The sequence below is a fragment of the Sphingopyxis sp. PET50 genome, from assembly GCF_025244705.1.
Classification (GTDB): domain Bacteria; phylum Pseudomonadota; class Alphaproteobacteria; order Sphingomonadales; family Sphingomonadaceae; genus Sphingopyxis.
This window is the reverse complement of the sequence record NZ_CP104207.1, coordinates 1140852-1167750: the sequence shown is the minus strand read 5'-3', so window position 1 is coordinate 1167750 and position 26899 is coordinate 1140852. Positions and strand designations below refer to the sequence as shown.

Below are 26899 nucleotides of genomic sequence, written 5' to 3'. Positions count from 1 at the left end.
TTTTTGCTTGTTTTGGGACGCGCGCCGTTTCGGGTGCGACCGGAAATAGAACAAATCAGCGGCGTTCTGGTTCCCTCACCCGCCCGGCATGCACGGGCAGCGCAGGTCGTTCCCGCGGGGGCGGATCAGGAACCGGCCATCTCCGCCAGCCGCATCGCCTCCCGTTCCCGCCGCGCGGCCGCCTTGGCGTCGACCAGATTGGAATAGCGGTAATTTCCCACGCTGAACTGCTCGACATAGGTGCGCGTAATGCCATCTTCCTCATCCGGAGCCGAAGGGCGCAAGCTGCCCCCCTCATCCTCCCACGCCCGGCGCTGTTCGCTTTCCTCGGCGAGCGAAACATCGTCGAAACCAAGCGAGCGATAGACGTCCTGCCCTGCGGCGAGCAGCATCGCGCGGATGTCGACCGGCGGATCGACCGGCCCGCCCGGCTCACCGGCGCCCGGTTCGTGCTTCGCCCGCTCGAGCGCCTTCGCGATCAGCAGTTCGGCGATCAGAATGTCCCCGACGAATTCCTCGGGCGCGGCGGCGCTTTCGGCAGGAGTCTCCATACTCCCGCTAAGGCGAGCGATGGCTTCGGCATCGCCGTTCAGGCCGCGGCGCTCACGATATTCGTTGATCCGCTTCGCGTAATAACGCGGCAGGTCGAAATCGGGCGCCGCTCCGCCGTGGCGTTCAGCTTGGCTGACGGCCATCAAGGCCATTTGATGATGGTAGAGAAGTTGATTGAGATCCATATCAGCGCTCCTTCTGCGGGAGCGCGACGGTCTCTCAGCCGCCGGCATGCATGAAAAGCCCGGCGATGGAGCATATATGGAGTGCGAAGCGCGATTTACAATCGCGGCCAGCGATCAATCGGCCCCCAAAAGCGATCCGGCCTTGCAGCGGGCATCACGTCACCAGCTTCCGTGCGTCCACCAGATCGGCAACGAAGGCTGCGCGCTCTTCGGCGGCGCGTTCGCGGTCGGGCATGCGGAGCAGGAAGGAGGGGTGGATCGTCGCGATCAGCTTCGTGCCGCCTGCGAGCGCATGCACCGCACCGCGCATCGACCGGATGCTCGCGCTCCTGCCCGTCACCCCGCGCAGCGCGCTCGCGCCGAGCGTCACGATCAGCGCGGGCTGGACAAGCCGGCGTTCCTTGTCGAGCCACCAGCGGCATATATCGATCTCGGCCGCGGTCGGATTCTGGTGCAATCGCCGCTTGCCACGCGGCTCATATTTGAAATGCTTGACCGCGTTGGTGAGGAACAGGCGCCGCAGCGGTCAAGGCCCGCCTCTTCGAGCGCCTCGTTCAGCACCTGTCCCGCGGGCCCGACGAACGGTCGTCCCTGCAGATCCTCCTGATCGCCCGGCTGCTCGCCGACCAGCATGATGCACGCCGATTTCGGCCCCTCGCCCGCCACGCCCTGCGTGGCGTTGCAATAGAGCGGGCAACGCTTGCAACGGTCGATCGCGCGCGCAAGCTCGTCGAGCGTCTTCACATCGTCATCGAGAGCCAGTTCGTCGGGCACGCGCGTCCGCCATTTCCCGCTTCGCGGGTTCGCCAGAGAAACGGCCGCTTCGCGCATGCGTTCCACCCGCGCCCCGGCGCCCGCGAGCAGCGGCGCGATATTCTGCGCCTCGGGCAGGTTGTGCCAATATTTCTTCGGCATTTCGGCGCGCATCGCGTCGATCTTGACCCGCGCCGGATTGAAGATCGCGCCATAATAGGTGCGCCACTGGTCCTCGACCACATCGCTATCCGGCACCTCGTGCCTCGTTCCACCGGGGCCAAGGGTCAGCGTCTCATTGTGCCAGATCGCGCGTGCGTCAGGGGTGACGATCGCCCAGTCCATCCCGAAGAAGCGCCGCTGAAAGAATGGGGCAGTCAACCGCAATATTCGGTGCGACGGCTCGAACCAGGCGGCGAAACTTTCGCGCCCGCCCGCATCCTCGCCCAGGCGCCGGAAACGCACGAAGGCGTGCATCTTGTGCACGTCGCGGCGGATCGCCTTGTCGGCCTTGCGCAGCCAGTCGACATCGGCGTCGGTGGTACGCGCAAGCAGATGCCGGTCGCGCGCCCCGCGCCAGACGACGCGATAAAGCCGGGCCGGAACGTCCGGATCGCGGTGGCAGATCACCCGGTCGATCATTCCGAGCAGTTGGCGCGGCAGCGCTACCGCCGCCGCCGATGCAGGCGGCGCGTCGTCGCCGAACAGCGACGCACCTTGCTCGCCGTCCCGCCAGCTGACATCCTCGGGCGCCACCCCGCCCGCGAGCAGACCGCGCGCCGCGTCGCGCCATTCGGCGAAATCGCCCGCGGTTTTCAGCACAACCTCCCTCATAGCGCGAGCGCCAGTTGCTCCGCCGGCGGCGCGAAGCGCGCGCGCAGGTCGGCGCTGTCGGTAAGTTTTCCCGGCCGCCAGTCGGGGGTCACGACGAAGGGCAGCAGCTTCTTCACCGAAGCGGTCAGCTTCGCGAGGTCGCCGAGCCGCAACATCCCGAGCCGCCGCGCCGCGACGATGCGGTCGACCGCGCGCGTCCCCAGCCCCGGCACGCGCAGCAGCAGTTCGCGCGGGGCGCGGTTGATATCGACCGGAAAGGCCTCGCGTCGCTGGAGCGCCCAGGCGAGCTTGGGATCGATATCGAGGTCAAGCATCCCGCCGCTGGCCCCCTCCATGATCTCGGCGCGCGCGAAACCATAGAAGCGCAGCAGCCAGTCGGCCTGATAGAGCCGGTGCTCGCGCATCAGCGGCGGCCGCATCGGCGGCAGGTCGCTGCTCGCATCGGGGATCGGACTATAGGCCGAATAATAGACGCGGCGGAGTTGGTAGCCCGAATAGAGGTTCGTCGCGGTCGCGAGGATATCGTCGTCGCGCGCCGCGTCGGCCCCGACGATCATCTGCGTCGATTGACCCGCGGGGGCGAAGTGCGGCGGCAGCGCCTTGCCGATCAACCGGCTCTTCGCGGCGTCGATCGCATCCGCCTCCCCGACACGCACCGACGCCATCGTCTTGCGGATCGTCTCTGGCTTCTTCTCGGGCGCGAAGCTTGCGAGGCCCGCCTCGGTCGGCAGCTCGACATTGGTCGACAGCCGATCGGCATAGAGCCCCGCGAGCGCGACCAGGCCCGGATCGGCCCCCGCGATCGTCTTCAGATGAATATAACCCTGAAAGCGATGCTCCTCGCGCAGGAGGCGCGCGACCTCGACAAGCTGCTCCATCGTATAATCCTCGGAGCGGATGATGCCCGAAGAGAGGAACAGCCCCTCGATATAGTTGCGCTTGTAGAAATCGAGCGTGAGGCGGACGACCTCCTGCGGGCTGAACCGCGCGCGCTCGACGTTGCTCGACGCGCGGTTGATGCAGAATCGGCAGTCGTAGATGCAGAAATTGGTGAGCAATATCTTCAGCAGCGAGATGCACCGCCCGTCGGGGGCATAGCTGTGGCAGATACCCATCCCCTCGGTCGAGCCGATACCCTTCGTGCCGGTCGAGTCGCGCTTCACCGTTCCCGACGAAGCGCAGGAGGCATCATATTTGGCCGCGTCGGCAAGGACTGCAAGCTTCTGAAGAATCGGCTTTTCTGTCATCCTCCCTGTCTAGCATTAAGAACAAATAAGGAACATATCCGGATATCGCATCGCCCGCTCGCTTCGGCGCGCTTGGCCGGAACAATTCGTGCGGGCACGGGGAGCCATGCCGTCGTTCGTTCGTTGTTCCCGATAACCGAGGCGGCGGCTCGCAGGCCGCGAGCTGAGCAGAGTGGATGATCGGGCTGCAACCCGTGGTGAGGGGATGACCTTGAAGCGTGTCGCGATCATCGGCGCCAGCCCGACCGGCATCTATACGTTCTCCGCCCTGCTGGGCGGCGAAACGCCTCTCGCCATCGCCATCTATGAAGAGGCGGACGAGGCGGGCGTCGGCATGCCGTACAGCGACGAACTCAACAGCCGCTTGATGCTCGCGAATATCGCCAGCATCGAGATTCCACCGCTGACTTCCACCTATCTCGAATGGCTGCGCGACCAGCCCGCGGCATTTCTCGCCCGTTACGGCGTCGAGAAAGCCGCGCTCCACGACCGGCAATTCCTGCCGCGCATCCTGCTCGGCCAATATTTCCGTGACCAGTTCCTCGAACTCGTCAGCCAGGGCAAGGAGAAGGGTCACCTGATCGCGGTGCATGAGACCTGCCGCGTGACCGACCTCGAAGCCCGGCCGGACGGGGTCGCGCTATGGACGGACGGCAAGTCCTCGCCCGCACTCTACGACCTGGCGGTAATCGCCACCGGTCATGTCTGGCCCGAGGACGACGAGAAGCCGCGCGCCTATTTCCCGAGCCCCTGGTCGGGGATGCTCGATGCCGAGATTCCCGCCTGCCGCGTCGGGATCATGGGAACATCGCTCAGCGCGATCGACGCGGCGATGGCGGTCGCCGCCCAGCACGGCGATTTCGTCGAGGAAGCCGACGAAGGCCTGCGTTTCGACCTGTCCGACGCCGAGTCCGGTCTGACCATCACGCTCATGTCGCGGTCGGGAATATTGCCCGAGGCCGATTTCTATTGCCCGATCCCCTACGAACCACTGCGCGTCGCGACGAAAGAACGGATCGCCGCCGAAATCGCGGCCGAGCCCCGAAGGGCTCCTCGACCGCATCTTCGCGCTCGTCGCGGACGAGATCGCGGCGAGCGACCCCGACTGGGCGGCCGGCGTGTCGCTTGCGACGCTCGACGCCGACAGCTTCGCCGACGCCTATTTCGCCGATCGCGCGACGCACGATCCGTTCCGCTGGGCGGCCTATAATCTGCGGGAGGTCGAGCGCAACAAGCGCGACCGGCGCACCATCCCCTGGCGCTACGCGATCCTGCGCCTTCACGAAGCGGTGCAGGAGGTCGTACCGCATTTCTCCGACGCCGACCGTGACCGCTTCGACGCGGGGCTGAGCCGCGTGTTCGTCGACAATTATGCGGCGGTCCCGTCCGAATCGATCCGCCGCCTGCTGGCGCTCCGCGCCGCAGGCGTGATCGGCGTCCTCGAACTCGGTCCCGATTACGACATGACGGTCGAGGACGGACGCACGACAATGGAATGCGCGGGCGAAACGCATGATTTCGACATTTTTATCGACGCGCGCGGCCAGAAACCCCTCGCCACCCGCGACCTCCCCTTCCCGAAACTGCGCGCGCAATTGCTGGCGACAGGCGACGATATTCCGGACGTCAGCGACGATTATACCCTCACGGCGCCCGAGGTCGCCAAGGGCCGGATCGCGCTCGCCGCGCTGCCCTATCTGATGCACGATCAACCCTTCGTCCAGGGCATCACGGCCAGCGCGGAGATCGGCCGCGCCGTCGCCGCCGCCGCGACGAAGCCCGCATCGAGGCTCCGCCGCAGGCTGGCTTGGTCCGCATTCTGACGGACGGACGGGAAACCTGGCGTCTTTCCGACGTTGATTGATGCCTGTCTGAAGCCCCTCCCCTTCAGGGGAGGAGTGATTCAGGGCGAATGGTTCATATTGGAGACCTGACGCCTCTAATCCTTCAGCTTGATCTTCTTCTCGATCTTCGCGGCGGCTTTCTCCGCCTTCTTGCGCCGGTTGAACACCTTGCGCATGTAATGCACATCGCTCGCGCCCAAAGTCTTCTCGGCGGCGACGAACTGCTCCTGTTCTTCCTCTCGGATGTGGTGGAGATATTCCTCCTTTGCCGAAGCGAAGCGCTTGAGCCAGCCGGGCGACGCCATGTCGCGCGCGGCCAGGTCGGCGAACATCTCGTCGATTTCCTTATGCTCGGCTACGGCGTGGCGCGCGAATTCGGTCGTTTCCGGATTGCGCAACACTGTCGACCACAGCGCCTGCTCCTCCGCCGCGGCATGCGCCTGCACCTCGAGCGCCAGTTCGCGGAACAGCGTCTGCCGTTCGGTCGATTTCCCTTCGGTCTCCTCGATCATCGCAAAGAGCGCGCGGTGCCGGTCATGATCCTCGACCAGCCGACCGAAAATGTCGGGGTTGCCGCGAAATTTGGTCCGCGGCGTGCTGCCGATCCGCGCCGCGACATCGGGCTCGATCGCCTTCGCCTTGGCGACCGCGTCGGCCTTGGCCTGCTTCTCCGGCTTCCGCTTTGCTGCGGGCCTACTCTTCGTCTGCGTTGCCATTGTCGTCTCCCTCACGCCAGATCGCGGACTTTGGGTTCGCGCGCCCAGTGACGCAGCACGCCCGTCTTGATGAACGCCTCGAGCGGAACGACGCCGTCGTCGGCTTCGACATTCGCCTTGTCGAGCAGCACCTGCGTCGCCGCGTCATGCGCGATCGTCTTGCAGTGACCGAAGGCGTCCATGAACCATTGCACCGCGGCGCCATCGTTCGCGAGCGCTTTTGCCTGCGCCTCGGTCAACACCGACGCGACCGCGTCGAACAGCACCGAGGGCGACCCGGCAAGTTGCCCATCGGCCTTCAGCGTCCCGCCCTTGACCGCGATGCCGCCGACTTTGGGCGCGACCAGAAAAGCCGTGCCGCCAGCCCTTTCGATCGTGTTCGTCAGCTTGTCGATCACCGCCTTGTCCGACCCTTCGGCAAACAGAATCGCGACCTTGCGGCCCGCCATCGTCTCGCTGGCGCGCTTCTGGATCGACAATGCATCGGACGGCGTGAGGTCGACCGGCGCCCGCGCGGCCTTTTCCTTCGCCGGCAGGTCGATCGCGAGCCCGGCGGCGACGCGCTTCGCCAGATCCTCGTCGATATTGCGAAGCTGACCGACGACGCGCGCGCGGACATGACCCAGCGTCACCTTCGACAGCTCGAACACCAGCGCCGAGGCGATATGCGCCTGCTCATTTTCGGTCTGCGAGAGGTAGAACATCCGCGCCTGGCTGAAATGATCGGCGAACAGTTCGGCGCGGACGCGCAGCTTCGCACCCGGATCGTTGCGCTCGTCGTTGGCTTCGAAGGTCGTGAAGCCCGTAGCAACGCTCGCGCGCGGCCCGCCATTCTCGCGCGGCTTCGGCCAGGCTGTTGGGCTCGTAGTTGGCGCGGCCCGTGGGGACGAGCGTCTGCATCATCCCGTCGCGCTGGAAATTGTGGAACGGGCATTTGGGCGCATTGATCGGGATCTGGTGGAAATTGGTCGTCCCCAGCCGCGATTTCTGCGTGTCGAGATAGGAAAAGAGCCGCCCCTGCAGCAGCGGATCGTTGCTGAAATCAACTCCGGGAATGATGTTCGACGGCAGGAAGGCGGCCTGCTCGGTCTCGGCGAAGAAATTGTCGACATTGCGGTTGAGCGTCATGCGGCCGACGATCTCGACCGGAATATCCTCCTCGGGGATCAGCTTGGTCGCGTCGAGCACGTCATAGGGCTGCTTCGCCGCAAAGGCTTCGTCGAACACCTGCACGCCCAGATCCCACGCCGGGAAGTCGCCCGCGTCGATCGCCTCGAACAGGTCGCGGCGATGGAAATCGGGATCGGCACCGGCGATCTTCACCGCCTCGTCCCACGTCGTCGACTGGATGCCGAGCACCGGCTTCCAGTGGAATTTGACGAACCTGCCCTCGCCCTTGGCATTGACGAAGCGGAAGGTGTGGACGCCGAAGCCTTCGATCATGCGAAAGCTGCGCGGGATCGTGCGGTCGGACATCGCCCACATGATCATGTGCATCGCCTCGGGCATCAGGGAGATGAAATCCCAGAAGGTGTCGTGCGCACTCGCCGCCTGCGGATAGCCGCGGTCGGCCTCCATCTTGACGCTGTGGACGAGGTCGGGGAATTTGATCGCGTCCTGGATGAAGAAGACCGGGATATTGTTGCCGACGAGGTCCCAGTTGCCGGCTTCGGTATAGAATTTGACAGCGAAGCCGCGCACGTCGCGCGGCGTGTCGACCGATCCCGCACCGCCGGCGACGGTCGAGAAGCGCACGAACACGGGGCAGGTCTTGCCGGTCTCCTGAAAGATGTCCGCCTTCGTTAGTTCAGGGATCGCGCGTGTGCATTCGAAAGTGCCGTGCGCGCCCGACCCGCGCGCATGGACGATGCGTTCGGGAATGCGCTCATGGTCGAAATGAAAGATCTTCTCACGCAGAACGAAATCTTCGAGCAGCGTTGGGCCGCGTTCGCCGGCGCGGAGCGAATTCTGATTATCGGCAATGCGGTGACCGAAGTTGTCGGTCAGAAAGGAGGCGCCTTGGGCGCCCTTGTCGCTGGCGTTCTGATGAAGCTCGCCTCCATCGCCAATGGCGCTTTCGAGCGCGGTCGAACCGGCGCCCGGGCGATGGTCATGGAGAGAATTTTTTGCGGCAGGCGACGATGGGGGCACTTTAGCCATTGATCTCTCCAATTTTTTGAAACGCTGACAATCCTACAATTCCCGGCTCGGCACACAGTTGCCTCGGGCCAATGACGGTCGGCGCGGCCAGACCCTCGTCTGGCCGCGCCGGTCGCCATTCAGCGAACCGAATTTCTCCGGATCAGGTTGACGATCGCGAGCAGGATCAGCGCGCCAACGAACGATGCGATCAGCGAGCGAGCGTCGAACGCGCCCGAGGTGATCGGAGCGCCGCCGATGAGCGGCGTGACGATCCATCCCGCCAGCACCGAGCCGACGATGCCGACGACGATGTTCAGGAAAATGCCCTGCTGGCCGTCGGTGCGCATGACGATGCTCGCCAGCCAGCCGATGATGCCGCCGACGATCAGAAGAATGATGAGGCCCATGATAATATCCTTTGCCGATAGGGTCAGAAGTGGACAATGACGCCCGCCATCGGGCGGAGGCTGTCGAAGTCATAAGTGTCGACCTGAAGCCGCAGGCGGACGCCGCTGTTGCTCGTGACGCCGCCGAGCCCGATGTCCCTGGGCCCGACCTCGACGCCGAGACCATAGATCCAGTCCTTCCGGTCGCTGAAGCCGCGCTTTCCATTGACCCACTGATAGCCAGCCGAGGCGTAGATCAGGCCGCTGTCGCCGGCGCGCGCGCCGAGCCGGCCCTTGACGCCATATTCCCATTCGATGTCGTCGAAGCCTTTGGCCGCATTGCCCTCGACCCCGACGAAGGCGGCACCGAGCGGGATGTTGAGGCCCGCAACGCCGCTGACCAGCGCCCCGTTCATCTTGCCGCGGCCCGGCAGCACGCCGAACTCGCTGTCGCGGTCGAACGAATGATAGCCCCCGAGGACGCCGACATAGGGCTCGATGCCATAGGCCGGGCTTCCGTCGGGCGCCGTCGCTTCGGTTCCGGCGCCGTCCTGCGCGAACGCCGCGACCGGCGATGCGGCGGCGAGGAAAGCCGCGATAAACAGATGTTTCTTCATAATAATAGTCCTTCCTTGGCCGGAGAAATCCCCGGCGCTCATGGGATCGTGCGTGAAGTATCGGCGGGACACCGCGCTATTTGCGCTGCGCCTCCGCCTGCGCGTCGAAGGCGGAGGCGCGTTCGTCGGCCTCCTTGCGAAGGGCCTTGGCCTTCTGCTCGAGCCGTTCGGCCTCGACATCGGCCTGGCGGCGGATGCTGTCGCCCTGCCGTTCGAGCCCCGCGGCGGCGGCCTCGCGCGCCTCCTTCGCGGCGTTCGCCGCGCGGTCCTGCGCGGCGCCGATGCGCTCGTTGGGCCCGTCACCGCTATAGGTCTGGCCGGCAGCCTCTGCGGCCGCCTTGTCCTTTTCGGCGCCGGCTTTCGCCTGCGGTCCCTCGCAGGCGCCCAGCGTCAGCAACAGCAGCATCGCGCCGATAGGAGCATGTTTCATCATGGAAGCCTCCTTCCCGATCATCGTTGTTCAAAACTCGCGGGGCCTGCTCCGCGGCAGCGTCTTATTGGCGACCTGCCGGACCGTGCCGGACACCGCGCCCGGTTCATCGCTCGCCAGGGGTTCGGCGCCGAGCGCCACAAGCTTTTCCCGGTAGAGCCGCGCGAGAGCCTCGTGGGCGCGGCGCGCCGACAGCGATTCGGCGCGGCCCGCCTGTTCGGTGCAGGCGTCGATGCGGCGCCTGTAATAGGCTATGTCCTCTTCTGTCGTGGGCATGCGAAAACCTTCTGCGGGGTCATCATCGGCGGCGAGCTAGCGCTGCCAGCCAGGCAGCGCCGATCACCCGATCATTTGCGGGTGGCGTCGCGCACCTTGTCGGCCGCCTTGCCGGCGGCGGACTGCACGGAGCTCGGCCGCCTTTTCGGCGATGCCCTCGGCTTCCAGCGAGCGGTCGCCGGTGATCTTGCCGGCGGCTTCCTTGATCGAGCCCTTGACCTTCCTGGCCTCGCCCTTGATGCGATTGCTGTCCATGACCGTCTCCTTCGAGCATAATGCCGGCGCGCTCACCGCGAGCGGCGCCACGGCCTGCATGTGAGGCGGACGAAGCAATCGACAAAGATGCAGAAGCACCAAATCGTCTGGTAGTGCAGGACTAGTGACGGGTCAGCGGATGGGCCGGGTAAGCGGGAAACCGCGCTCGCGCGCCCACAGGATCGCGGCGGCGCGGCGGTTGACCCCGATCTTCTGATAGACGCGTGCGATATGGTTGCGGAGTGTGTTGCGCGACACCCCCATCTCCTTCGCGATCGCGGCGTCGTCGCCGCCCTCGCACAGCAGGCTCAGCACCTCCTTTTCGCGGCGCGTGAGTTCGCTGACCTCGACCGGAGCGGCGTGCGCATGCGGCGCGCGCAGATTGGCGAGCTTTTCGACGACGGTGCGGCTGAACCAGTTGGTATCCTTCATCACCGCCTCGATCGCAGTGATCAGCTCGAGCTCGCTATGCCGACGCTCGTGAATGTCCTGGATCACCCACAGCACGCACATATCGTTATGCAGCGGCATGACCTCGGCGGAGATGAGGCAGTCGACGAATCCACCGTCCGCAGTGCGGACCCGCGCGTCGCGGGCACGAAAACCGCTACGCTCGGTCAGCAACCCCTCGGCCTCCTTGAGGAAGGAGGCTAGCTCCCACAGCTTGAGTTCGGCCATGCCTTTCCCGACGACCTCGTCGCCCGAATAGCCGGTGAGCTGGTGAAACGCCTCGTTGACGTCGCACAGGCTGTGGTTTTGCTGGATAGTGATCGCCATGCCGACGGGCGCGAGGCGAAAGGTCTTCACGAACCGTTCCTCGCTGTGGCGCAGTTCATTTTCCGCCTGACGCCGCGGTTCGAGATCGGCGAAGGAGAAGAGGATGCAGGCCTGCTCGTCGAGATCGATCGGCTGCCCCGCGACGATAACCAGCTTGCGGCCGCCATCGGGAAGCGAAAGATCAGCCTGCATCTGCGGGATCGTCTTGCCCTCGCGCAGCCGTTCCTTGGCAGTCTCCAGATCCGACGCGTCCTGCAGCACGTCGATGTCGTAGAGCGAGCGGCCGAGGACCTCGTCGCGCGTGTAGCCGGTGAGGTCGAGGAACCCCTGATTGACCTTCACATAGCGATGATCGGACAGGCGGCATATCACTGCCGGGGCGGGATTGACGTTGAAGGTCTGCTCGAAGCGCTGCTCGGCCTCGAAGCGCAGCGACACGTCCTGCATCACCAGCACGAACAGGTCTGGCTTTCCCTTCTCGTCGGCGAGGACGAGGCTCCGAACCTGATGGATCCAGCACGGCTCCTCCTCAACGGCCAGCGTCACTTCGACGATGACTTCGGAGAATTCCTCGCCCGCGACGACGCGGGCAAGCGGATAGTCGCTCTTTCCGAGGAAATGATTGTTACGATAGCGGAGCTGGAAGCGCTTTCGATACCCGTCGGCGTCGCCGCCGAGACCCTCGACGCTATCCACCCCGTGGATGCGCAGCGCGGTGTCGTTCGCCCACAGGATATCGCCCTCCTCGCCGATCAGGATGACGCCTTCGGACAGGCTTGCAACGATCTGGCGCAGGCGGCCGAGATCGACCGACTGGCTGCGGAGCGAGGTCAAGCCGGGTGTCCACGCCATTTCGGCGAACCGGACAATTCGCCCAAGGAGTTTCTATTTGCCTTCACGTTCATCTTCATTACCGCCCCGACCTGCCGGCTGCCGAGCGCGGCGGCATTTGCGATTTCGAACTTCCCGACATCGACTGGCGGTACGTCCGAGGCCGATCGAGGTTCCCGAGGTCGCTCGAATCCATCACGCCGATTTGTCGCCCGTTTTGTGGACCTGATTGTAGCTGGCGGCCGGTTGCGGACCCATGCCAGACCCCAGTCCCAGACGACTTGCGAGGAGCAGCGCTCGACCCGTGTGGTCGCCACCATCGGCGCCGCCGCCGCGGTCGGCGGCGTGCTCGGCAATGTCGTCGCGGGTCAGGGCTACAAGACGCTCGGCACGGTTATCGGCGCGGTCGGACGTGCGGTCATCGGCAACCAGATCGCAAAGCCGGGCCGCGATTGCCGTGATACCTATGGCTATTACGACACGGACAGGGTCTGTCGACTTGCCCCTGCAATGCGGTTCCATCTTCGCCCATTGGGCGTCCATCAATACAAAGCGATCCATCCAAAGTGTGAATCGCATCTCGCCACAAATGGGAATCCTGAATCCCCACAAGCCTTAAACTACAGAAAATAAGGGGAATTGGCGGAGACGGAGGGATTCGAACCCTCGGTACCGGATTTACCAGTACGACGGTTTAGCAAACCGTTGGTTTCAGCCACTCACCCACGTCTCCGCATGGTCCGTCGCGCTAACGACAGGCTGGCCTAGGCGGGTCGCTATAGCCAGCCGTCTCGCGCCCCGCAACGCCTAACATTGCCATTTTTGACGTCCCGGCTTCCGCTCCCTCCGCAATATGATTCGGTCTGGCGCAAAATCGACTCGGGTCATCGCCGGTTCATTGCCCACCGCCCATTTGGAGTCATGGTAAACACAGGTTCGCAGCGCATCTGCCATCGCGGACCCCGAATTTGGGGGAATATATGCGTCAGTCTTTTTCCACTCTCGCTCTGGCGGCCCTCGCGTCGCTCGGGCTCGCATGCGCGCCGCTGCCCGCGACGGCGCAGATGACGGAAATCGATCCCAACACGGCGATCGACGCCGACCTCGACAATCCGCCCTCTCCTCCGTGCGGCCGGAACCGCGACCGGCGAAACCTCCTATGACAGCGACCTCGCCACCGGCGACCAGGTCACTTCGTCCGATACGACGTCGACCGTCGCAACCGATCCCGCCAGCCCTGAAACGGCGGCGACCACCGCGGCGCCCGGCACGACGTACAAGAAGGACGATCTGATCGGCGCCGCGGAGGGCGTGTTCGGCAAGGGAGCGCAGGGCCTCGCCGGCCTGATCGAGGACATCCTCAAGAAACAGGGCGAGCCCAACGCCTATATCGTCGGGCGCGAGGCGGGCGGCGCGCTGGTACTCGGCGTCCGTTATGGCTCGGGAACGCTGTTCCACAAGATCGAGGGCGAAATGCCCGCCTATTGGACCGGGCCGTCGGTAGGCTTCGACGCGGGCGCCAACGCCGGCAACACCTTCGTCCTCGTCTATAATCTCTTCGACACGCAGGATCTCTACAAGCGTTTTCCTGCGGGCGAAGGCGCCGCCTATCTGATTGGTGGCTTCAACGCGTCGTACCTCCGCCGCGGCGATGTCGTGCTGATCCCGATCCGCGTCGGCGTCGGCGCCCGCCTTGGCGCGAACGTCGGCTACATGAAGTTCCGCAAGAAACAGAACTGGGTCCCCTTCTAAGAAGCGTCGCCCCCCTTCAGACGCTGCGACGCCCGCACCGAAAGGTGCGGGCGTTTTGCTTTGGGTGCTGAGCTGTTGGCAGGTAGCAGGCGAAATATCACCTCAAATGGCATCGTCATGAACTTGTTTGGCGATTATCCCCTTGAGGCACGCAAGATCCCGTTCCCTGGCGAAAGCCGGGGTCCATGACAGGTCTTGCCGTTTCCTTCCGTGCAGCGTCAACTTCGAGCTGTGGCCATGGATGTTGAAGACGAGCGTTGAAGGAACCGCAATCCACCTCAAAGCCGGCTCGCATCAATCGCCGTCGAAGGCGATCAGCGTCTCGCAGGCTAGGCCGCCCGCCGCCAGCCGCGCCGACCCTCCGAGATCGGGCAGGTCTATCACGAACAGCGCCGCAGCAACCTCCGCCCCTGCGCTCCGTATCAGGTCGGCGGTGGCGAGGATCGTGCCGCCGGTCGCGAGCAGGTCGTCGATCAATAGGACGCGATGCCCCGGCAGCACCGCGCCTTCGTGCAGTTCCAGCCGGTCGGTGCCATATTCGAGTTCGTAGTCGACACCGATGGTGACGCCGGGAAGCTTGCCCGCCTTGCGCACGGGGACGAGGCCAAGTCCCATCGCAGTCGCCATGGCGGCCCCGAACAGAAAACCGCGCGCCTCGACCGCAACGATCAGGTCGGGCGAATAGCTAGCAGCCCGAACGGCCAGACGCCGCACGGCTTCGGCAAAGCCGGCGGCATCGCCGATGAGCGTCGTGATGTCGCGGAACTGGATGCCCGGCTTGGGAAAGTCCGGAATGGTACGGACCAGAGAAGCGAGGTCGAGGTCCGGTTGCGGCGGGAGGGCGATCAATGTCGGTCGCCCTCCCCGCACCGCTCAATGCTTCTTGTCGGCCCAGATGTTGCGGTACGACAGATAGGCGAGGACGCTGAACATTGCGAGGAACAGCACCGTTGCCCAGCCAACCTGCACGCGCTTCACCAGTTTGGGTTCGGCGGTCCAGACGAGGAAGGCAGTGACGTCCTTGGCCATCTGATCAACCGTCGAGGGCGTGCCATCGGCAAAGGTCACCTGGCCTTTGGTCAGCGGCGGCGCCATCGCGAGATTGAGATTCGCAAAATAGGGGTTGTAATGCAGCCCGGTGCCCGGCTTCAGTTCCGCGGGCAGGTTTGCCGGCGGATTGCGGAACCCGGTCAGCAGCGAATAGACATAGTCCTTGCCGCCTTCGCGCGCCTTGGTGATCAGCGACAGGTCGGGCGGCAGCGCGTTGTTGTTCGCGGCGCGGGCGGCGGTTTCATTCGGATAGGGTGACGGGAAATAGTCCGACGGCAGACCGTCACGCGTCGCCGAGCTCGCCCGTATCGGGGTTGATCGACGGCACCTGGAAGCCCTTCGCAAACGTCTTCACCTGTCCCGGCGTGTAACCCAGCGCCTCGATGTCGCGGAAAGCGACGAGGTGCAGGCTGTGACAGGCCGAACAGACCTCCTTGTACACCTGCATGCCACGCTGCAGCTGCTGCTTGTCCCAATGGGGCAGCAAGCCGTCGCTCGCGAGCTTCAGATGCTTGGGGTGTTCGTGAAACTTGTGGGCGATATTTTCTTCGTTGCTGAGCGGCGTCGTGAAAATCGCGAAAACCAGCGCGGTGATGAAACCGAGACCGACGAGAAATCCGAGCGGGCGAACCATGGCTGTATCAGCTCCTGTTAAAGTCCGGCGCTCAGGCCGTGGCTTCCGACGGCGCGTCGGCATGCTTGGCGAGAACCGCCTCGGTGATCGAATTGGGCATCGGAAGCGGACGCTCGATGCGCGAGACGATCGGCAGGATCACCAGGAAGTGAGCGAAATAATAGATCGCGCCCACCTGGCTGAGGATCACATAGGGCTGCTCGGCCGGCTGCATGCCACAATAGCCGAGCACCAGCACGTCGACCACCAGGATCCAGAAGAAGATGCGGTACAGCGGGCGATAGTTGGACGACTTCACCGGCGAGCTGTCGAGCCAGGGCAAGAAGAACAGTACGGCGATCGACGCGAACATCGCGATCACGCCCCACAGCTTCGCATCGACCCAAAGGAAGTTGAAGGTGAAGGCCTTCAGGATCGCGTAGAAGGGCAGGAAATACCATTCGGGAACGATGTGCGCCGGGGTCGAAAGCGAGTTCGCCGGGATATAGTTGTCGGCGTGTCCCAGCGTGTTCGGGCTGAAGAAGGTCAGCAGCGCGAAGATCAGCAGGAAGATGCCGAGCCCGAAGCCATCCTTGGCGGTGTAATAGGGGTGGAAGGGGATCGTGTCCTGCTCGTCCTTCACCTCGATGCCGGTCGGGTTCGACGAACCCGGGATGTGCAGCGCCCAGATGTGCAGGATGATGACGCCCGCGATCACGAACGGCAGCAGATAGTGCAGCGAGAAAAAGCGGTTGAGCGTCGCATTGTCGGGCACGAAGCCGCCGAGCAGCCATTCGCGCACCGGTTCGCCGACGAGCGGAATCGCCGAGAAGAAGCCGGTGATCACCTGCGCGCCCCAGAAGCTCATCTGCCCCCAGGGAAGCACATAGCCCATGAAAGCGGTCGCCATCATGAGAAGGAAGATGACGACGCCGAGCAGCCACACCATTTCGCGCGGCGCCTTGTACGACCCGTAATAGAGACCGCGGAAGATGTGCAGATAGACAACGATGAAGAACATGCTCGCGCCGTTCATATGCGCGTAGCGGATGAACCAGCCGGCATTCACGTCGCGCATGATATGCTCGACCGAGTTGAAGGCGACGCCGGCATTGGCGGCATAGTGCATCGCCAGCACGATGCCGGTGACGATCTGGATCGCCAGAGCGGCGCAGGCGAGCACGCCGAAGTTCCAGAAATAGTTGAGGTTGCGCGGCACCGGATAACCCGCACCGACCGCGTTGTAGACGAGGCGCGGCAGCGGCAGTTTCTCGTCCAGCCACTTCATCAACGGCTGCTGGGGTTCGTAGTTCTTGGCCCAGGGAAAGCTCATCTTATCTCGCTCCTCAGCCGATCATCACGACGGTGTCGCTGGTGAATTCATAAGGCGGCACGACCAGATTCTTGGGCGCCGGGCCTTTGCGGATACGCGCCGCCGTGTCGTAGTGCGACCCGTGACACGGACAGAAATAGCCGCCGAAATCGCCCTTGTTCTCGCCTTCCGCAGCGCCGAGCGGCACGCAGCCGAGATGGGTGCAGACGCCCAGCGTGATCAGCCAGTTCTCCTTGCCGGGCTTGGTGCGCTGGTCGATCGTTTCGGGATCGCGCAGGTCGCTCAACGGCACCGCCTTGGCTTCGGCGATCTCCTTGGCGAACAGGTTGCGCACGAACACCGGCTGCTTGCGCCAGCTTGTCTTGATCGCCTGGCCCGGCTGGATCGCCGAAATGTCGATTTCGGTCGTCGACAGCGCCAGCACATCGGCCGACGGGTTCATCTGGGCGATCAGCGGCAACACCACCACGCCCGCGCCGACCCCGGCGAAGCTGACCGCCGCGATATTGATGAAGTCGCGGCGGCGCACGCCGTCTTCGATGACTGCGGCGGGTTCGGTTTCACTGGCCATTCGATTGCCCTTGCCTGGCTGAACTGACAAATTATCCCGGATCGAAGGCCACCCCGTTTGCGCGCGCACGACAGCGGGCGCCCCGGCGGCCCCTCCGGGAATTGCGGGCCTGATAGCGGCACATCCGGGGCTTGCCAACAGGCAATTTCCCCTTTGCGATCGCGTCGCGGGCGCTCCCCTCGAGGCCCTCGATTTGCGCGGGCTTGCGGCCTATGCAGCGGGCATGGAAATCGCTCTGTTTCAGCCCGACATCGCGGGCAACGTCGGCACCACGCTGCGCACCGCGGCCTGTTTCGGCGTGCCTGGCGCATATCATCGAACCCTGCGGCTTTCCTTTCTCCGACACCGCCTTGAAACGCGCGGGCATGGATTATGCGGTGCGCGCCAATGTACGGCGCCACCCGGACTGGACCGCGTTCCGGCAATGGTCGCGGATCGGCGGCCAGCGCCTCGTGCTGCTGACGACCGCGGGAGCCACGCCGCTGCCCGATTTTGATTTCGATCAAAGCGATGTGCTATTGTTCGGATCAGAGAGCGCGGGTGTTCCCCATCATGTCCATCAAACGGTAACCGCGCGCGTCGCGATTCCGATCGCCCGGGGCTTTCGTTCCTTGAATGTCGCGGTCGCGGCTGGCATCGCGCTCGCCGAGGCGCTCCGGCAGACGAAAGGCTTTCCCGCATGATTTCGCTCGACCCCCAGCAACAGACCGCCCGCGACTGGTTCGAATCGCTGCGCGACCGGATCTGCGCCGAGTTCGAGGCGATCGAGGCCGAAGCGGGCAGCGACGCCCGCTTCGCCTATACGCCGTGGGACCGCGAGGCCGAGGGGCTGGCCCCCGGCGAGGGCGGCGGCGGGGTGCGCGGGGTGATGACGGGCCAGGTGTTCGAAAAGGTCGGGGTGAATGTCTCGACCGTCGGCGGCCAGTTCGCCCCCGACTTTGCCGCGTCGATCCACGGCGCGTCCGAGGATCCGAGCTTCTTTGCGACCGGGATCAGCCTCGTCGCGCACATGGCGAACCCGCATGTTCCCGCGGTGCACATGAACACGCGCTTCCTCGCCACGACGCGGCGGTGGTTTGGCGGCGGCGCCGACCTCAACCCGCCGATTCCCTACAGCCAAGACACCGACGCCTTTCACGCGCGCTTCCGTGCCGCCTGCGCGCCCTTCGGTCCCGACGTCTATGAACGCTATGCAAAATGGGCCGAGGATTATTTCTTCATCCCGCATCGCGGCGTGCATCGCGGGGTCGGCGGCATCTTCTACGATCATCTCGAATGCGGCGACGATGCCGAGTTCGACCGCAATTTCGCGCTGACTCGCGCGGTCGGCGAGGCGTTCCTCGACATCTTCCCGCAGATCGTGCGGCGGCGCATGGGCCAACCCTTCACCGACGCCGAGCGCGAGGCGCAGTTGATCTGGCGCGGGCGTTATGCCGAATTCAATCTCGTCTATGACCGCGGCACGCTGTTCGGGCTCAAGACCGGCGGCAATATCGACGCGATCCTGATGAGCCTGCCGCCGCTCGCCAAATGGAATTGAAACAAAAAAGGCGCCCCGTTTCCGGAGCGCCCCTTCTGGCTCGCCTTTCTTGCGGTTAGGCGAAAACGTCGCCCGACGCGCGCGGCGCGAGCGCCCGATAGACTCCGACCGGCATCGAGAAGGACACCATCAGGATCGGCAGATAGACGACCGCCGCGGTGATGATCATCGAAATCAGCGCGGCCACGATCGAGCCGCTGCCCGCGATGCCGCCCAGGATCGCGCCGAAAATCAGCCCGGCGATGAAGGCATAGACGACGAGCAGGATCGTGAAGAGCAGGTAGAAACCCACGATGATCCACTGCGACGCCTGCGTGAGTTTCCAGGATTCGCTGAGCCCCGTGATCGGATTGCGGGTCAGGCGGTCCGCCATCACCGGCCCGGCGACGATAAAGCGGCCCTGCACCCACAGCATGAATACGAGCAGGCCGATGTAGAGGATCGCGCCTATCGCCATCGCACCGCCGCCGACCGCGCCCGCCGAGCCGGCGTCCATGCCGCTGCCGAAGCCGCCCAGTCCGCCCAGTGCGGCACCGAAAATCAGGCCGAAAATCAGCATCACGATGAAAACGACGATATAGGCGGCGATGAACACCACGAACATGCCAAAGGCGAAAGCCAGCCCAGCCTGCAGCGCCCAGCCGAAATTGGGCGCTTCGCCCGGATGCAGCCCGCCGCGCCAGATCAGCATGCAGGCCGCATAAAGGATGACCGCGGCGATCAATGCGAACAGGCCGATCTTGCCAAAGGCTCCCATCATGATCGTGGGGTCGTTAGGGGCCATCGCCAAGGCGGAAAAGGTCGATCCCAACAGCAGGTAACCGAGCAATCCGACCACCACCAACGCGCCGCCGACCCATATCAGCATTTGCGTCCAATTGGCCTTCAGAAACGCGAAGGTTTCCGAAAAAGCCACACCGATACTCATCTTGACCATGATATTTCCCCCTTGCTGAATTCGTTCCTTATTCCTTCTTGTGCGTCCCCAATGTGCCTGCTTAACGCGTTATCATCTCTTTTGCGATCATTTCCTGCCCTCACGGAAATCCGCGATTTCCGTGCGGATTACGAAAATATGTCATTTCCGCCGCGTAGCGCGAGCTGGCGATAGGCCGCGGCGCTGACCGCCAGCGAGACGAACCCCACCACCGCGGTGAAGCCGCCGTCGACGACCCCTTTCAGGAATCGTTCGACGCCCTCGCCCGCTCCCGACAGCACAGCGACGATGAAATAGGCGATCAGTGCCGCAACGACGATGACCAGGATCACAAGGAAGAGGAAAAGGAAAATGCGCCAGCCATTGTCCTTCGTCAGCTGCCAGCTTTGCTGGATCGCCGTGAAGGGATTGTAGGTCGCCCGATCGGCGACCACCGGCGATATGACCGAAAGCCGGCCCCACAAATAGAAGAGCAGCGCAAGCAAGCCGACAACGCCGACGAAGGCGAGCAGGATGCCGATGGCACTGCTGCCCGCAGCCAAGGCCGGCATCAGCGCCAGAAAGGCAACAGCGACGGCCGCTACGCCGAGCAGGAGCTGGATCGCGATCATCGTCGGCAGCAACTTGATCGCGAAGACCAGCGCGTCGCCCACGCTCGTGCTCACACGCGACAGCCACAGACGCAGGACCGCCGTCCCGCCGATCATGCCCAGCACGCTGACCAGCAGCTGAAAGCCGACCATCTGCCGCATGCTTTCGCGAAAGGTCGCCATGATCTGGTCGAAGGTCGCACCGGCCGAGCGGTTCGATCGGCGCCGGGCCGAACCAGCCGAGCGCCAGCGTCGGCAGGAACAAGAAAACGGCGACGATGACGAGGGTCAGCGCACTGTGCGACTTCAGCAGGACCACCGTGTCTTCCCATGCCGCGCCCATGTCGAATTTCGGCATCGTGACTCCGTCGCTTGATCGTCGTTGGGCGTCGGAGACTGGCCCGCCCGGCCCCGCTTGTCCAGCCTTGTTAACCATTTAACCCTCGCCCCTTGCACTCTGTCTCGCACAGGGGCAACAGGCGACGCGATGAGCCCTCTCCCGCAGCCCGAATGGATCGTTTCGCCCGGCCTGACCGACTATCCCGCGACGCTCGCCGACATGGAGGCGCGGGCCGCCGCGATCCATGCGGGCGAGGCGAGCGAGCGCATCTGGCTGCTCGAACATCCGCCGCTCTATACCGCGGGCACCAGCGCCGACCCGGCCGAGTTGCTCGACCCGCGCTTCCCCGTCTATGACGCCGGGCGCGGCGGGCGTTACACCTATCACGGCCCCGGCCAGCGTGTCGGCTATGTCCAGCTCGATCTCGCCAAACGCGACCGCGACATCCGCGCCTATGTCTCGGCGCTCGAAGGCTGGGTGATCGACGCGCTAGCCGAACTCGGCGTCGCCGCGCGCCGCGCCGAGGGGCGCATCGGCATCTGGACCGACGATCCGCAAGGCCGCGAGGCCAAGATCGGAGCGATCGGCGTGCGGGTGAGGCGGTGGGTGACGCTGCACGGCGTGTCGCTCAACGTCGCGCCCGACCTGTCGCATTTCGGCGGCATCATCCCCTGCGGGATCGCCGAATTTCCCGTGACCAGCCTCGCCGCGCTCGGCAAGGCGGCGGGCTTCGCCGAAGTCGATGCGGCGCTCGAACGCGCGCTTCCCGCCTTTCTCGACAAAATTTCGGCCAGCGGTTAGGATGCCACCATGACGCGCATCCTCCTCCCCTCGCTCCTGATCCTCGCCCTCGCCGCCTGCGGCAGCGAACCTTCGGGCAAGACCACGACCAAGCTCGACGCGGTCGAGGTGGAACCCGGCACGATCAGCGATTCAATGATCATCCTCGACAACGCGAGCGGCGACGGCACCGCGATCGACAACAGTGTCCCCGACGACGGCAGGGCCAAGCCCGCCGAGAAGAAGGAAGAGGAAGCGACCGGGGAAGGCGACAGCGAGGACAGCCGGCGGCGAAGGCGAGGTCATTTCGTCGCCGGTCGCCAAGAAAGCGGAAGCGCCCGCGCCCGCAAAGAAGGCGGACGAATAGGGCTCAGCGCAACCCGAGGCTCTTGTGCGTCTGGAGCGACAGACGCCAGCGCGGATCGGCCATCACCAGATCGATGCACGCTTGAACATTGGCCGCGGCGTTCGGGTCGTCGAGCGGCTGGACGAGCAAGTGGCCGAAATCGAGCCCCGCGAGCCGTTCGACATCGCTGCCCGGTTGCGGCCAGACCAGCTTCAGTTCGTCGCCGCTCGTCTGCACCAGGTCGCTGCCCGCCTTGGGGCTGATGCAGATCCAGTCGATGTTGCGCGGCACCGGAAACGTGCCGTTGCTCTCGATCGCGATGGTGAAACCCTGGGCATGGAGCGCGTCGATCAGCGCATCGTCGACCTGGAGCATCGGCTCGCCGCCGGTCAGCACGACATAGCGGTCGGCCGTTCCCGCGCCCCAGCTTTCGGCGATCGTCGCGGCAAGCGCCGCGGCATCGCGATATTTGCCGCCCGACGTGCCGTCGGTGCCCACGAAATCGGTATCGCAGAATTGGCAGATCGCCTTGCCCCTGTCCTTCTCGCGCCCCGTCCACAGGTTACAGCCCGCGAAGCGGCAGAACACCGCGCGGCGCCCGGCTTGCGCCCCCTCCCCCTGCAGGGTGAGGAAGATTTCCTTGACCGCATAGCCCATGATCAGCCCCGCGCGGCGTAGCGGGTCGGGTCGGCGAGGCCCGCGTCGGCGAAGCCCTTCCTGCGCAGCCGGCAACTGTCGCACAGCCCGCAATGCTCGCCCCCCGGCGCCGGGTCGTAACAGGACCAGCTCATCCCCGCATCCATGCCCAGCCGCGCCGCCTCGGCGGCGATATCGGCCTTGGTCATATGCTGCAGCGGCGCGTGGATGCGGAAATCGACGCCCTTGTCGCCGTCGCGCGTCGCGAGCCGCGCGAGTTGCTCGAACCCGGCGATGAATTCGGGGCGGCAGTCGGGATAGCCCGAATAATCGAGCGCATTGACCCCGATGACGATGTCCCGCGCAGCCCGCGCCTCCGCGAGCCCCAGCGTCAGCGACAGAAAGATCAGGTTGCGCGCGGGCACATAGGTGACGGGGACGTCGGGGCCCACGCCCTCCTTGGGCACCGCGATATCGTCGGTCAGCGCCGAGCCGCCGAAGCGGCGCAGGTCGAGCGGCAAGACGATATGCTCGGCGGCTCCGACATGGGCGGCGATGCGCGCGGCCGATTCGAGTTCGACGCGGTGGCGCTGGTTATAGTCGATCGTCAGCGCGACGATCCGCGCCCCGGCTTCGCGCGCGAGCCCGGCACAGACCATCGAGTCGAGCCCGCCCGACAGGAGGACAATCAGCGTCTTTCCGGCAAGATCCTGCATCGCCGCGAGATAGGCCTGCGCCCGCGGGGGCGCAAGTGCTGCGCCGCGGCAAAGAAAGCGGGCCGCACGGCCTTCGCAGTACGGCCCAGTTCGGCATGAAAGCCGTTAGGGAGAAGGACACACATCGGTGCGTCGTGTGTCGGCGATAGCAGCCTATGGTTAACGAACCGTTACGGTCCGGCGATCAGTTCGTGCAGGCCCCGCTCCGTCGCGCCTCATAGGCCTGCGAAAAGGGTTTGCCGTCGGCGATGCCCTGCGTGTCGATCTGGACCAGCCGGTTGGTTTCGGAGCGGATCGTCGTGCGTCCGTGCCCGGCGCCCGGGCAGGTATAATGGACTGTCACCGACTTCGGGCTGTCCTCGATAACATAGCGCGAGCAATTGGCGCGCGGATGGAATATCTGGATGAGCCGCCGCGGATCGCCGAAGCACAGGGTTTGCGCCACCGTCATATTGCCGCGTTCGCGCAGTTGCCAGCTGCCCTTTTCGAGCTGGTCGAGCATCGCCAGCGACGGCGCCTGCGCGGGCACGGCCGGGGCTGCGGACACGGCGGCAACCGCCAGCAGCGCTTTGATCGGGTGGGAGAAGATCGCCATGTACACCTATCCAACGATTGCCCATGTCGCGGGCAAACATGCGACCCTGTTGTGATGAAATAGCGTTTCGATGCCGCGATTTCAACCGCTTGGCGCCAAATCGCTTCGTTTCGTCGCGCATCGGGTCAGTCGGGAGCGGCGATCTCGGCCAGCGGGATCGGGAAAATCCGCGAGCAAAAGGCGCAATCGACGACGATATCGCCCGCCTCGTCGGCCATGTCGGCTCGCTCGGCCTCCGGGAATTGCCGCAGCACCCCGGCGAAATATTCGGTGCTGCAGCGGCAGCCGCGCGACACCGTGGCACCGGATTCGACCCGTACCTCATCCTCGTGGAACAGCCGCCATGCGAGAGTTTCGAGCGAGGTCGCCGGATCGGTCAGTTCCTCGGGCTTCAGCGTCGCGGCGATAGTGCGCGCATGCTCCCATTCGGGGTGATCGTGACGGACATGCAGCCGGTCGCGCCCGACCTCGCCCTCGGGCAGGTGCTGGAGCAGCAGCCCGCCGGCGACGCAGCCCGCCTCCGCATCGTGGCGCGCGGCGAGCGTGATGAGGCTCGGAATCTGCTCGGACTGCTCGAAATAATGTTCGGCGGCATCGCCGATCGACGATCCTTCGAGCGGCACGATGCCCTGATAGCGCTCGTCGGTCGCGCGGCTGGTCGAAGGTGATCGCGAGAAAACCCTCACCGAACAGCGCGAAGAGCGTCGGATCGGAACCAACCTCGGCCAGCCGCTCGGCGTCGAATTTCAGATAACCGCGCAGTTCGCCGCCGCGATAGTCGCACACCAGCAGCTCGACCGGCCCGCCGCCGGTCTGCGCCTGCAAGGTCAATTGCCCGCCGTCGGTCTTGAGCGTCGAGCCGAGCAGCACGGTGAGCACCAGCGCCTCGGCCAACAATTTCTCCGCCACCGGCGGATAGCTGTGTGCGCTCAGGATTGTGTTGAGCGTCGGCCCGAGCCGCACCAGCCGCCCGCGGACGTGACGCTCGGCGATGGTGAAGACCAAGGGCTGGTCGAACCAGGTTTCGACGGTATCGCTCATAATTTCCCGAGCGTCCACAGCAGCACGGATTTCTGGGCATGGACGCGGTTCTCGGCCTCGTCCCACACGCGCGATTGCGATCCGTCGATCACCGCATCGACGACTTCCTCGCCGCGGTGCGCGGGCAGGCAGTGGAGGAACAGCGCATCGCCCTTCGCCGCGCCCATCAGCCGCTCGTCGACCTGGTAGGGCGCCATCGCCGCCAGCTTGTTGTGCGCATGGTCCTGCCCCATCGACACCCAGGTGTCGGTGACGACCAGATCGGCGCCCGCCACGGCTTCGCGCGCGTCGCGGACGATGTCGATGCGGGCGCCCTTCGCGCGCGCCGCCTCGACGAAGGCCGCATCGGGTTCATAACCCTGTGGCACGCCCGCGCGGACGTTGAAGCCGAACAGCCCCGCCGCCTCGATCAGCGATGCCAGCACATTGTTGCCGTCGCCGAGCCAGGCGAGCTCGAGCCCCGGCAGCGCCTTGCCGCTTTCGACGATGGTCAGCAGGTCGGCGACGATCTGGCACGGATGCGACAGGTCGGTGAGGCCGTTGATGACCGGCACGCTGGCGAAATGCGCCAGTTCCTCGATCTTGTCGTGATGATCGGTGCGGATCATGATCGCGTCGGCGTAGCGCGACAGCACGCGCGCGGTGTCGGCAATCGTCTCGCCGCGGCCGAGCTGGCTGGTGCCCGCGTCTAGGATCATCGGCACGCCGCCGAGCTGACGGATCGCGATGTCGAACGAGCAGCGCGTGCGCGTCGAATTCTTTTCGAACACCATCGCCAGCACATGGTCGGCGAGCGGCTTATCGGCGTCGGGCTTTGCCTTCGGCCAGCCCGCGCGCGCTGCCTTGCGGTCGATCGCGTCCGCCAGCATCGCCGCGACGGCGTCGCCGCCCGCGTCCGACAGGTTCAGAAAGTGCGGCATCAGGCTTCGGGCGGCGTATAGCTCGCCGCGCCCGCCGACAGTTTCTCGATGCATTCGTTGATGTGCGATTCCTCGATGTTGAGCGGGGGCAGGACGCGGATGACATTGTCTCCCGCCGCCACTGTCAGCAGCCCATGGTTGTCACGCAGATGCGCGACGAAGGCACGGCTGTCGCTTTTCATCTTGATGCCGAGCATCAGCCCCATGCCGCGCACGCTCTCGAAGAGATTGTCATGGTTCGGGATAAGCTGTTCGAGCGCCCCGCGCAGCCGCTCGCCGGTCGCCCTGACGCCTTCGAGGAAGCCGTCCTCGAGCACCACGTCGAGCACCGCCTGCCCGGCCGCCATCGCGAGCGGGTTGCCGCCATAGGTCGAACCGTGCGTGCCGATCACCATGCCGCGCGCCGCCTTTTCGGTCGCGAGGCACGCGCCCATCGGGAAGCCGCCGCCGATACCCTTGGCGCTCGCCATGATGTCCGGGGTGACCCCGAACTGTTCATGGGCATAAAGCGTGCCGGTGCGCGCGACCCCGCACTGAACCTCGTCGAATATCAGCATCAGGTCGCGTTCGTTACAGATGTCGCGCAGCGCCTGCAGGAAGGGCTGCGACGCCGGACGGATGCCGCCCTCGCCCTGCACGGGTTCGAGCAAAAAGCCCGCCGTGTTGTCGTCGACCAGATCGAGCGCCGCGTTGACGTCGTCGAACGGCGCGTAGGCGAAGCCGGGCAGCAGCGGGTCGAAACCCTTGCGCAGTTTCTCCTGGTTGGTCGCCGAGATCGTGCCGAGCGTGCGGCCGTGGAAGGCGTTGTTGAAGGTGATCAGCGTGTGCTTGTGCGCGTTGCCCGCGCTCGAATGATAGGCGCGCGCGGTCTTGATCGAACATTCGACCGCCTCGGCGCCCGAATTGGTGAAGAAGACGGTATCCGCGAAGGTGTTGTCGACCAGCCGCTGCGCATAGGCCTCGCCCTGCGGGCTGCCATAGAGGTTCGACACATGCATCAGCGTCGCGGCCTGATCCTGGATCGCCCTGGTCAGATGCGGGTGGCCGTGGCCGAGCAGGTTGACCGCGATGCCGCTCGCGAAGTCGAGATAGCGCTCGCCGCGCTCGCCGATCAGATAGGCGCCCTCGCCTCGCACCGGACGCACGCCGCACCGGGGGTAAACGGGCATCAGCGGCGTGATCGACATGTCGGGCACCTTTCCAGAACCAAGAACGTCCGGCCAAAGCAAAAAGGCGACCCCTCATGGGCCGCCCTCGGTCGGGCGGTCCCTATACTGCCGCCGCCCGATCCGCG

The 26899-nt window shown here is 64.9% G+C and carries 26 protein-coding genes, 1 tRNA gene and 5 pseudogenes; 7 read left to right on the top strand and 25 right to left on the bottom strand.

What is annotated here, in order from left to right:
* Positions 1–125 precede the first annotated feature (125 nt).
* The 4 genes from N0A20_RS06055 to N0A20_RS06045 all read right to left on the bottom strand — a co-directional run bounded on the left by N0A20_RS06055 (position 126) and on the right by N0A20_RS06045 (position 3571).
* Positions 126–785, bottom strand: coding sequence for a hypothetical protein (locus tag N0A20_RS06055; RefSeq protein ID WP_260583057.1), 660 nt, complete (start codon positions 783–785; stop codon positions 126–128).
* Positions 786–891: 106 nt separating this feature from the next.
* On the bottom strand, positions 892–1194 hold the full coding sequence (locus N0A20_RS20575) for a uracil-DNA glycosylase family protein (protein WP_409574734.1): 303 nt from the start codon (positions 1192–1194) through the stop codon (positions 892–894).
* The gene (locus N0A20_RS06050; RefSeq protein ID WP_409574733.1) at positions 1110–2312 is read right to left on the bottom strand and encodes a TIGR03915 family putative DNA repair protein; all 1203 of its coding nucleotides are present in this window, start codon (positions 2310–2312) and stop codon (positions 1110–1112) included. The genes N0A20_RS20575 and N0A20_RS06050 overlap by 85 nt, the downstream gene beginning before the upstream one ends.
* Before the next feature lie 8 nt (positions 2313–2320).
* On the bottom strand, positions 2321–3571 hold the full coding sequence (locus N0A20_RS06045) for a putative DNA modification/repair radical SAM protein (RefSeq protein WP_260583056.1): 1251 nt from the start codon (positions 3569–3571) through the stop codon (positions 2321–2323).
* A 205-nt stretch (positions 3572–3776) separates the two neighbouring features.
* Between N0A20_RS06045 and N0A20_RS06040 the strand changes: the two genes are divergently transcribed.
* Positions 3777–4781, top strand: a complete 1005-nt coding sequence (locus N0A20_RS06040; RefSeq protein ID WP_260583055.1) for an FAD/NAD(P)-binding protein — start codon at positions 3777–3779, stop codon at positions 4779–4781.
* Positions 4690–5394 carry a hypothetical protein gene (locus tag N0A20_RS06035; protein ID WP_260583054.1) on the top strand — a complete coding sequence of 235 codons (705 nt, stop codon included), beginning with the start codon at positions 4690–4692 and terminating at the stop codon, positions 5392–5394. The genes N0A20_RS06040 and N0A20_RS06035 overlap by 92 nt, the downstream gene beginning before the upstream one ends.
* Before the next feature lie 116 nt (positions 5395–5510).
* Here the strand turns inward: N0A20_RS06035 and N0A20_RS06030 are convergent, their stop codons facing one another.
* From N0A20_RS06030 to N0A20_RS05995, 8 genes and pseudogenes are all read right to left on the bottom strand, one after another.
* Positions 5511–6131, bottom strand: a complete 621-nt coding sequence (locus tag N0A20_RS06030) for a hemerythrin domain-containing protein (RefSeq protein ID WP_260583053.1) — start codon at positions 6129–6131, stop codon at positions 5511–5513.
* An 11-nt stretch (positions 6132–6142) separates the two neighbouring features.
* A pseudogene (locus N0A20_RS06025) lies at positions 6143–8291 on the bottom strand (catalase).
* A gap of 119 nt (positions 8292–8410) precedes the next feature.
* Positions 8411–8680: a GlsB/YeaQ/YmgE family stress response membrane protein gene (locus N0A20_RS06020; RefSeq protein ID WP_260583052.1), complete on the bottom strand. Its 270-nt coding sequence runs from the start codon at positions 8678–8680 to the stop codon at positions 8411–8413.
* A gap of 23 nt (positions 8681–8703) precedes the next feature.
* The gene (locus N0A20_RS06015) at positions 8704–9276 is read right to left on the bottom strand and encodes an opacity protein (RefSeq protein WP_260583051.1); all 573 of its coding nucleotides are present in this window, start codon (positions 9274–9276) and stop codon (positions 8704–8706) included.
* Between the two features lie 76 nt (positions 9277–9352).
* Positions 9353–9709, bottom strand: a complete 357-nt coding sequence (locus N0A20_RS06010) for a hypothetical protein (RefSeq protein WP_260583050.1) — start codon at positions 9707–9709, stop codon at positions 9353–9355.
* 27 nt (positions 9710–9736) lie between these two features.
* Positions 9737–9982, bottom strand: coding sequence for a hypothetical protein (locus N0A20_RS06005; RefSeq protein WP_260583049.1), 246 nt, complete (start codon positions 9980–9982; stop codon positions 9737–9739).
* Positions 9983–10045: 63 nt separating this feature from the next.
* Positions 10046–10237, bottom strand: a complete 192-nt coding sequence (locus N0A20_RS06000; protein ID WP_260583048.1) for a CsbD family protein — start codon at positions 10235–10237, stop codon at positions 10046–10048.
* A 132-nt stretch (positions 10238–10369) separates the two neighbouring features.
* Complete coding sequence (locus tag N0A20_RS05995) at positions 10370–11848, bottom strand: helix-turn-helix transcriptional regulator (RefSeq protein WP_312846605.1); 1479 nt, start codon at positions 11846–11848, stop codon at positions 10370–10372.
* Positions 11849–12151: 303 nt separating this feature from the next.
* On the opposite strand from N0A20_RS05995, the gene N0A20_RS05990 reads away from it, so the two are divergent.
* Complete coding sequence (locus N0A20_RS05990; protein ID WP_260583997.1) at positions 12152–12478, top strand: hypothetical protein; 327 nt, start codon at positions 12152–12154, stop codon at positions 12476–12478.
* A gap of 7 nt (positions 12479–12485) precedes the next feature.
* On the opposite strand, the gene N0A20_RS05985 is transcribed toward N0A20_RS05990, so the two are convergent.
* Positions 12486–12578: transfer RNA gene (locus N0A20_RS05985), tRNA-Ser, on the bottom strand.
* Positions 12579–12825: 247 nt separating this feature from the next.
* Between N0A20_RS05985 and N0A20_RS05980 the strand changes: the two are divergent.
* Positions 12826–13597: pseudogene (locus N0A20_RS05980) on the top strand (DUF1134 domain-containing protein).
* Positions 13598–13891: 294 nt separating this feature from the next.
* Here the strand turns inward: N0A20_RS05980 and N0A20_RS05975 are convergent.
* The 4 genes and pseudogenes from N0A20_RS05975 to petA form a co-directional block, all read right to left on the bottom strand.
* Positions 13892–14446 carry an adenine phosphoribosyltransferase gene (locus N0A20_RS05975; protein ID WP_260583046.1) on the bottom strand — a complete coding sequence of 185 codons (555 nt, stop codon included), beginning with the start codon at positions 14444–14446 and terminating at the stop codon, positions 13892–13894.
* Positions 14447–14470: 24 nt separating this feature from the next.
* Positions 14471–15281: pseudogene (locus N0A20_RS05970) on the bottom strand (cytochrome c1).
* A 31-nt stretch (positions 15282–15312) separates the two neighbouring features.
* The gene (locus N0A20_RS05965) at positions 15313–16593 is read right to left on the bottom strand and encodes a cytochrome b (protein WP_260583045.1); all 1281 of its coding nucleotides are present in this window, start codon (positions 16591–16593) and stop codon (positions 15313–15315) included.
* 13 nt (positions 16594–16606) lie between these two features.
* Positions 16607–17164, bottom strand: coding sequence for a ubiquinol-cytochrome c reductase iron-sulfur subunit (petA, locus tag N0A20_RS05960; protein ID WP_260583044.1), 558 nt, complete (start codon positions 17162–17164; stop codon positions 16607–16609).
* A 223-nt stretch (positions 17165–17387) separates the two neighbouring features.
* On the opposite strand from petA, the pseudogene N0A20_RS05955 reads away from it, so the two are divergent.
* Positions 17388–17847: pseudogene (locus N0A20_RS05955) on the top strand (tRNA (cytidine(34)-2'-O)-methyltransferase).
* Complete coding sequence (hemF, locus tag N0A20_RS05950; RefSeq protein WP_260583043.1) at positions 17844–18704, top strand: oxygen-dependent coproporphyrinogen oxidase; 861 nt, start codon at positions 17844–17846, stop codon at positions 18702–18704. The pseudogene N0A20_RS05955 and the gene hemF overlap by 4 nt, the downstream one beginning before the upstream one ends.
* 55 nt (positions 18705–18759) lie before the next feature.
* On the opposite strand, the gene N0A20_RS05945 is transcribed toward hemF, so the two are convergent.
* Positions 18760–19641: a hypothetical protein gene (locus N0A20_RS05945; RefSeq protein WP_260583042.1), complete on the bottom strand. Its 882-nt coding sequence runs from the start codon at positions 19639–19641 to the stop codon at positions 18760–18762.
* A gap of 128 nt (positions 19642–19769) precedes the next feature.
* The gene (locus N0A20_RS05940; RefSeq protein ID WP_260583041.1) at positions 19770–20414 is read right to left on the bottom strand and encodes a glycerophosphoryl diester phosphodiesterase membrane domain-containing protein; all 645 of its coding nucleotides are present in this window, start codon (positions 20412–20414) and stop codon (positions 19770–19772) included.
* 304 nt (positions 20415–20718) lie between these two features.
* Here N0A20_RS05940 and lipB point away from each other — a divergent pair, with 304 nt between their 5' ends.
* Entirely contained in the window at positions 20719–21372 is a 654-nt protein-coding gene (lipB, locus tag N0A20_RS05935) for a lipoyl(octanoyl) transferase LipB (protein ID WP_260583040.1), read from the top strand.
* Between the two features lie 349 nt (positions 21373–21721).
* Here the strand turns inward: lipB and queE are convergent, their stop codons facing one another.
* The 6 genes and pseudogenes from queE to N0A20_RS05905 form a co-directional block, all read right to left on the bottom strand.
* Positions 21722–22354 (bottom strand): 7-carboxy-7-deazaguanine synthase, encoded by a 633-nt coding sequence (queE, locus tag N0A20_RS05930; RefSeq protein ID WP_260583039.1) that lies wholly within the window; start codon positions 22352–22354, stop codon positions 21722–21724.
* 2 nt (positions 22355–22356) lie between these two features.
* Positions 22357–23049 carry a 7-cyano-7-deazaguanine synthase QueC gene (gene queC / locus N0A20_RS05925; protein ID WP_260583038.1) on the bottom strand — a complete coding sequence of 231 codons (693 nt, stop codon included), beginning with the start codon at positions 23047–23049 and terminating at the stop codon, positions 22357–22359.
* A 184-nt stretch (positions 23050–23233) separates the two neighbouring features.
* The gene (locus N0A20_RS05920; protein WP_260583037.1) at positions 23234–23644 is read right to left on the bottom strand and encodes a hypothetical protein; all 411 of its coding nucleotides are present in this window, start codon (positions 23642–23644) and stop codon (positions 23234–23236) included.
* Between the two features lie 125 nt (positions 23645–23769).
* Positions 23770–24685 (bottom strand): annotated as a pseudogene (locus tag N0A20_RS05915) (Hsp33 family molecular chaperone HslO).
* Complete coding sequence (gene argF, locus N0A20_RS05910; RefSeq protein ID WP_260583835.1) at positions 24682–25608, bottom strand: ornithine carbamoyltransferase; 927 nt, start codon at positions 25606–25608, stop codon at positions 24682–24684. The pseudogene N0A20_RS05915 and the gene argF overlap by 4 nt, the downstream one beginning before the upstream one ends.
* The gene (locus N0A20_RS05905) at positions 25605–26792 is read right to left on the bottom strand and encodes an aspartate aminotransferase family protein (RefSeq protein ID WP_260583036.1); all 1188 of its coding nucleotides are present in this window, start codon (positions 26790–26792) and stop codon (positions 25605–25607) included. Before N0A20_RS05905 ends, argF begins: the two co-directional genes overlap by 4 nt.
* Positions 26793–26899: the final 107 nt, after the last annotated feature.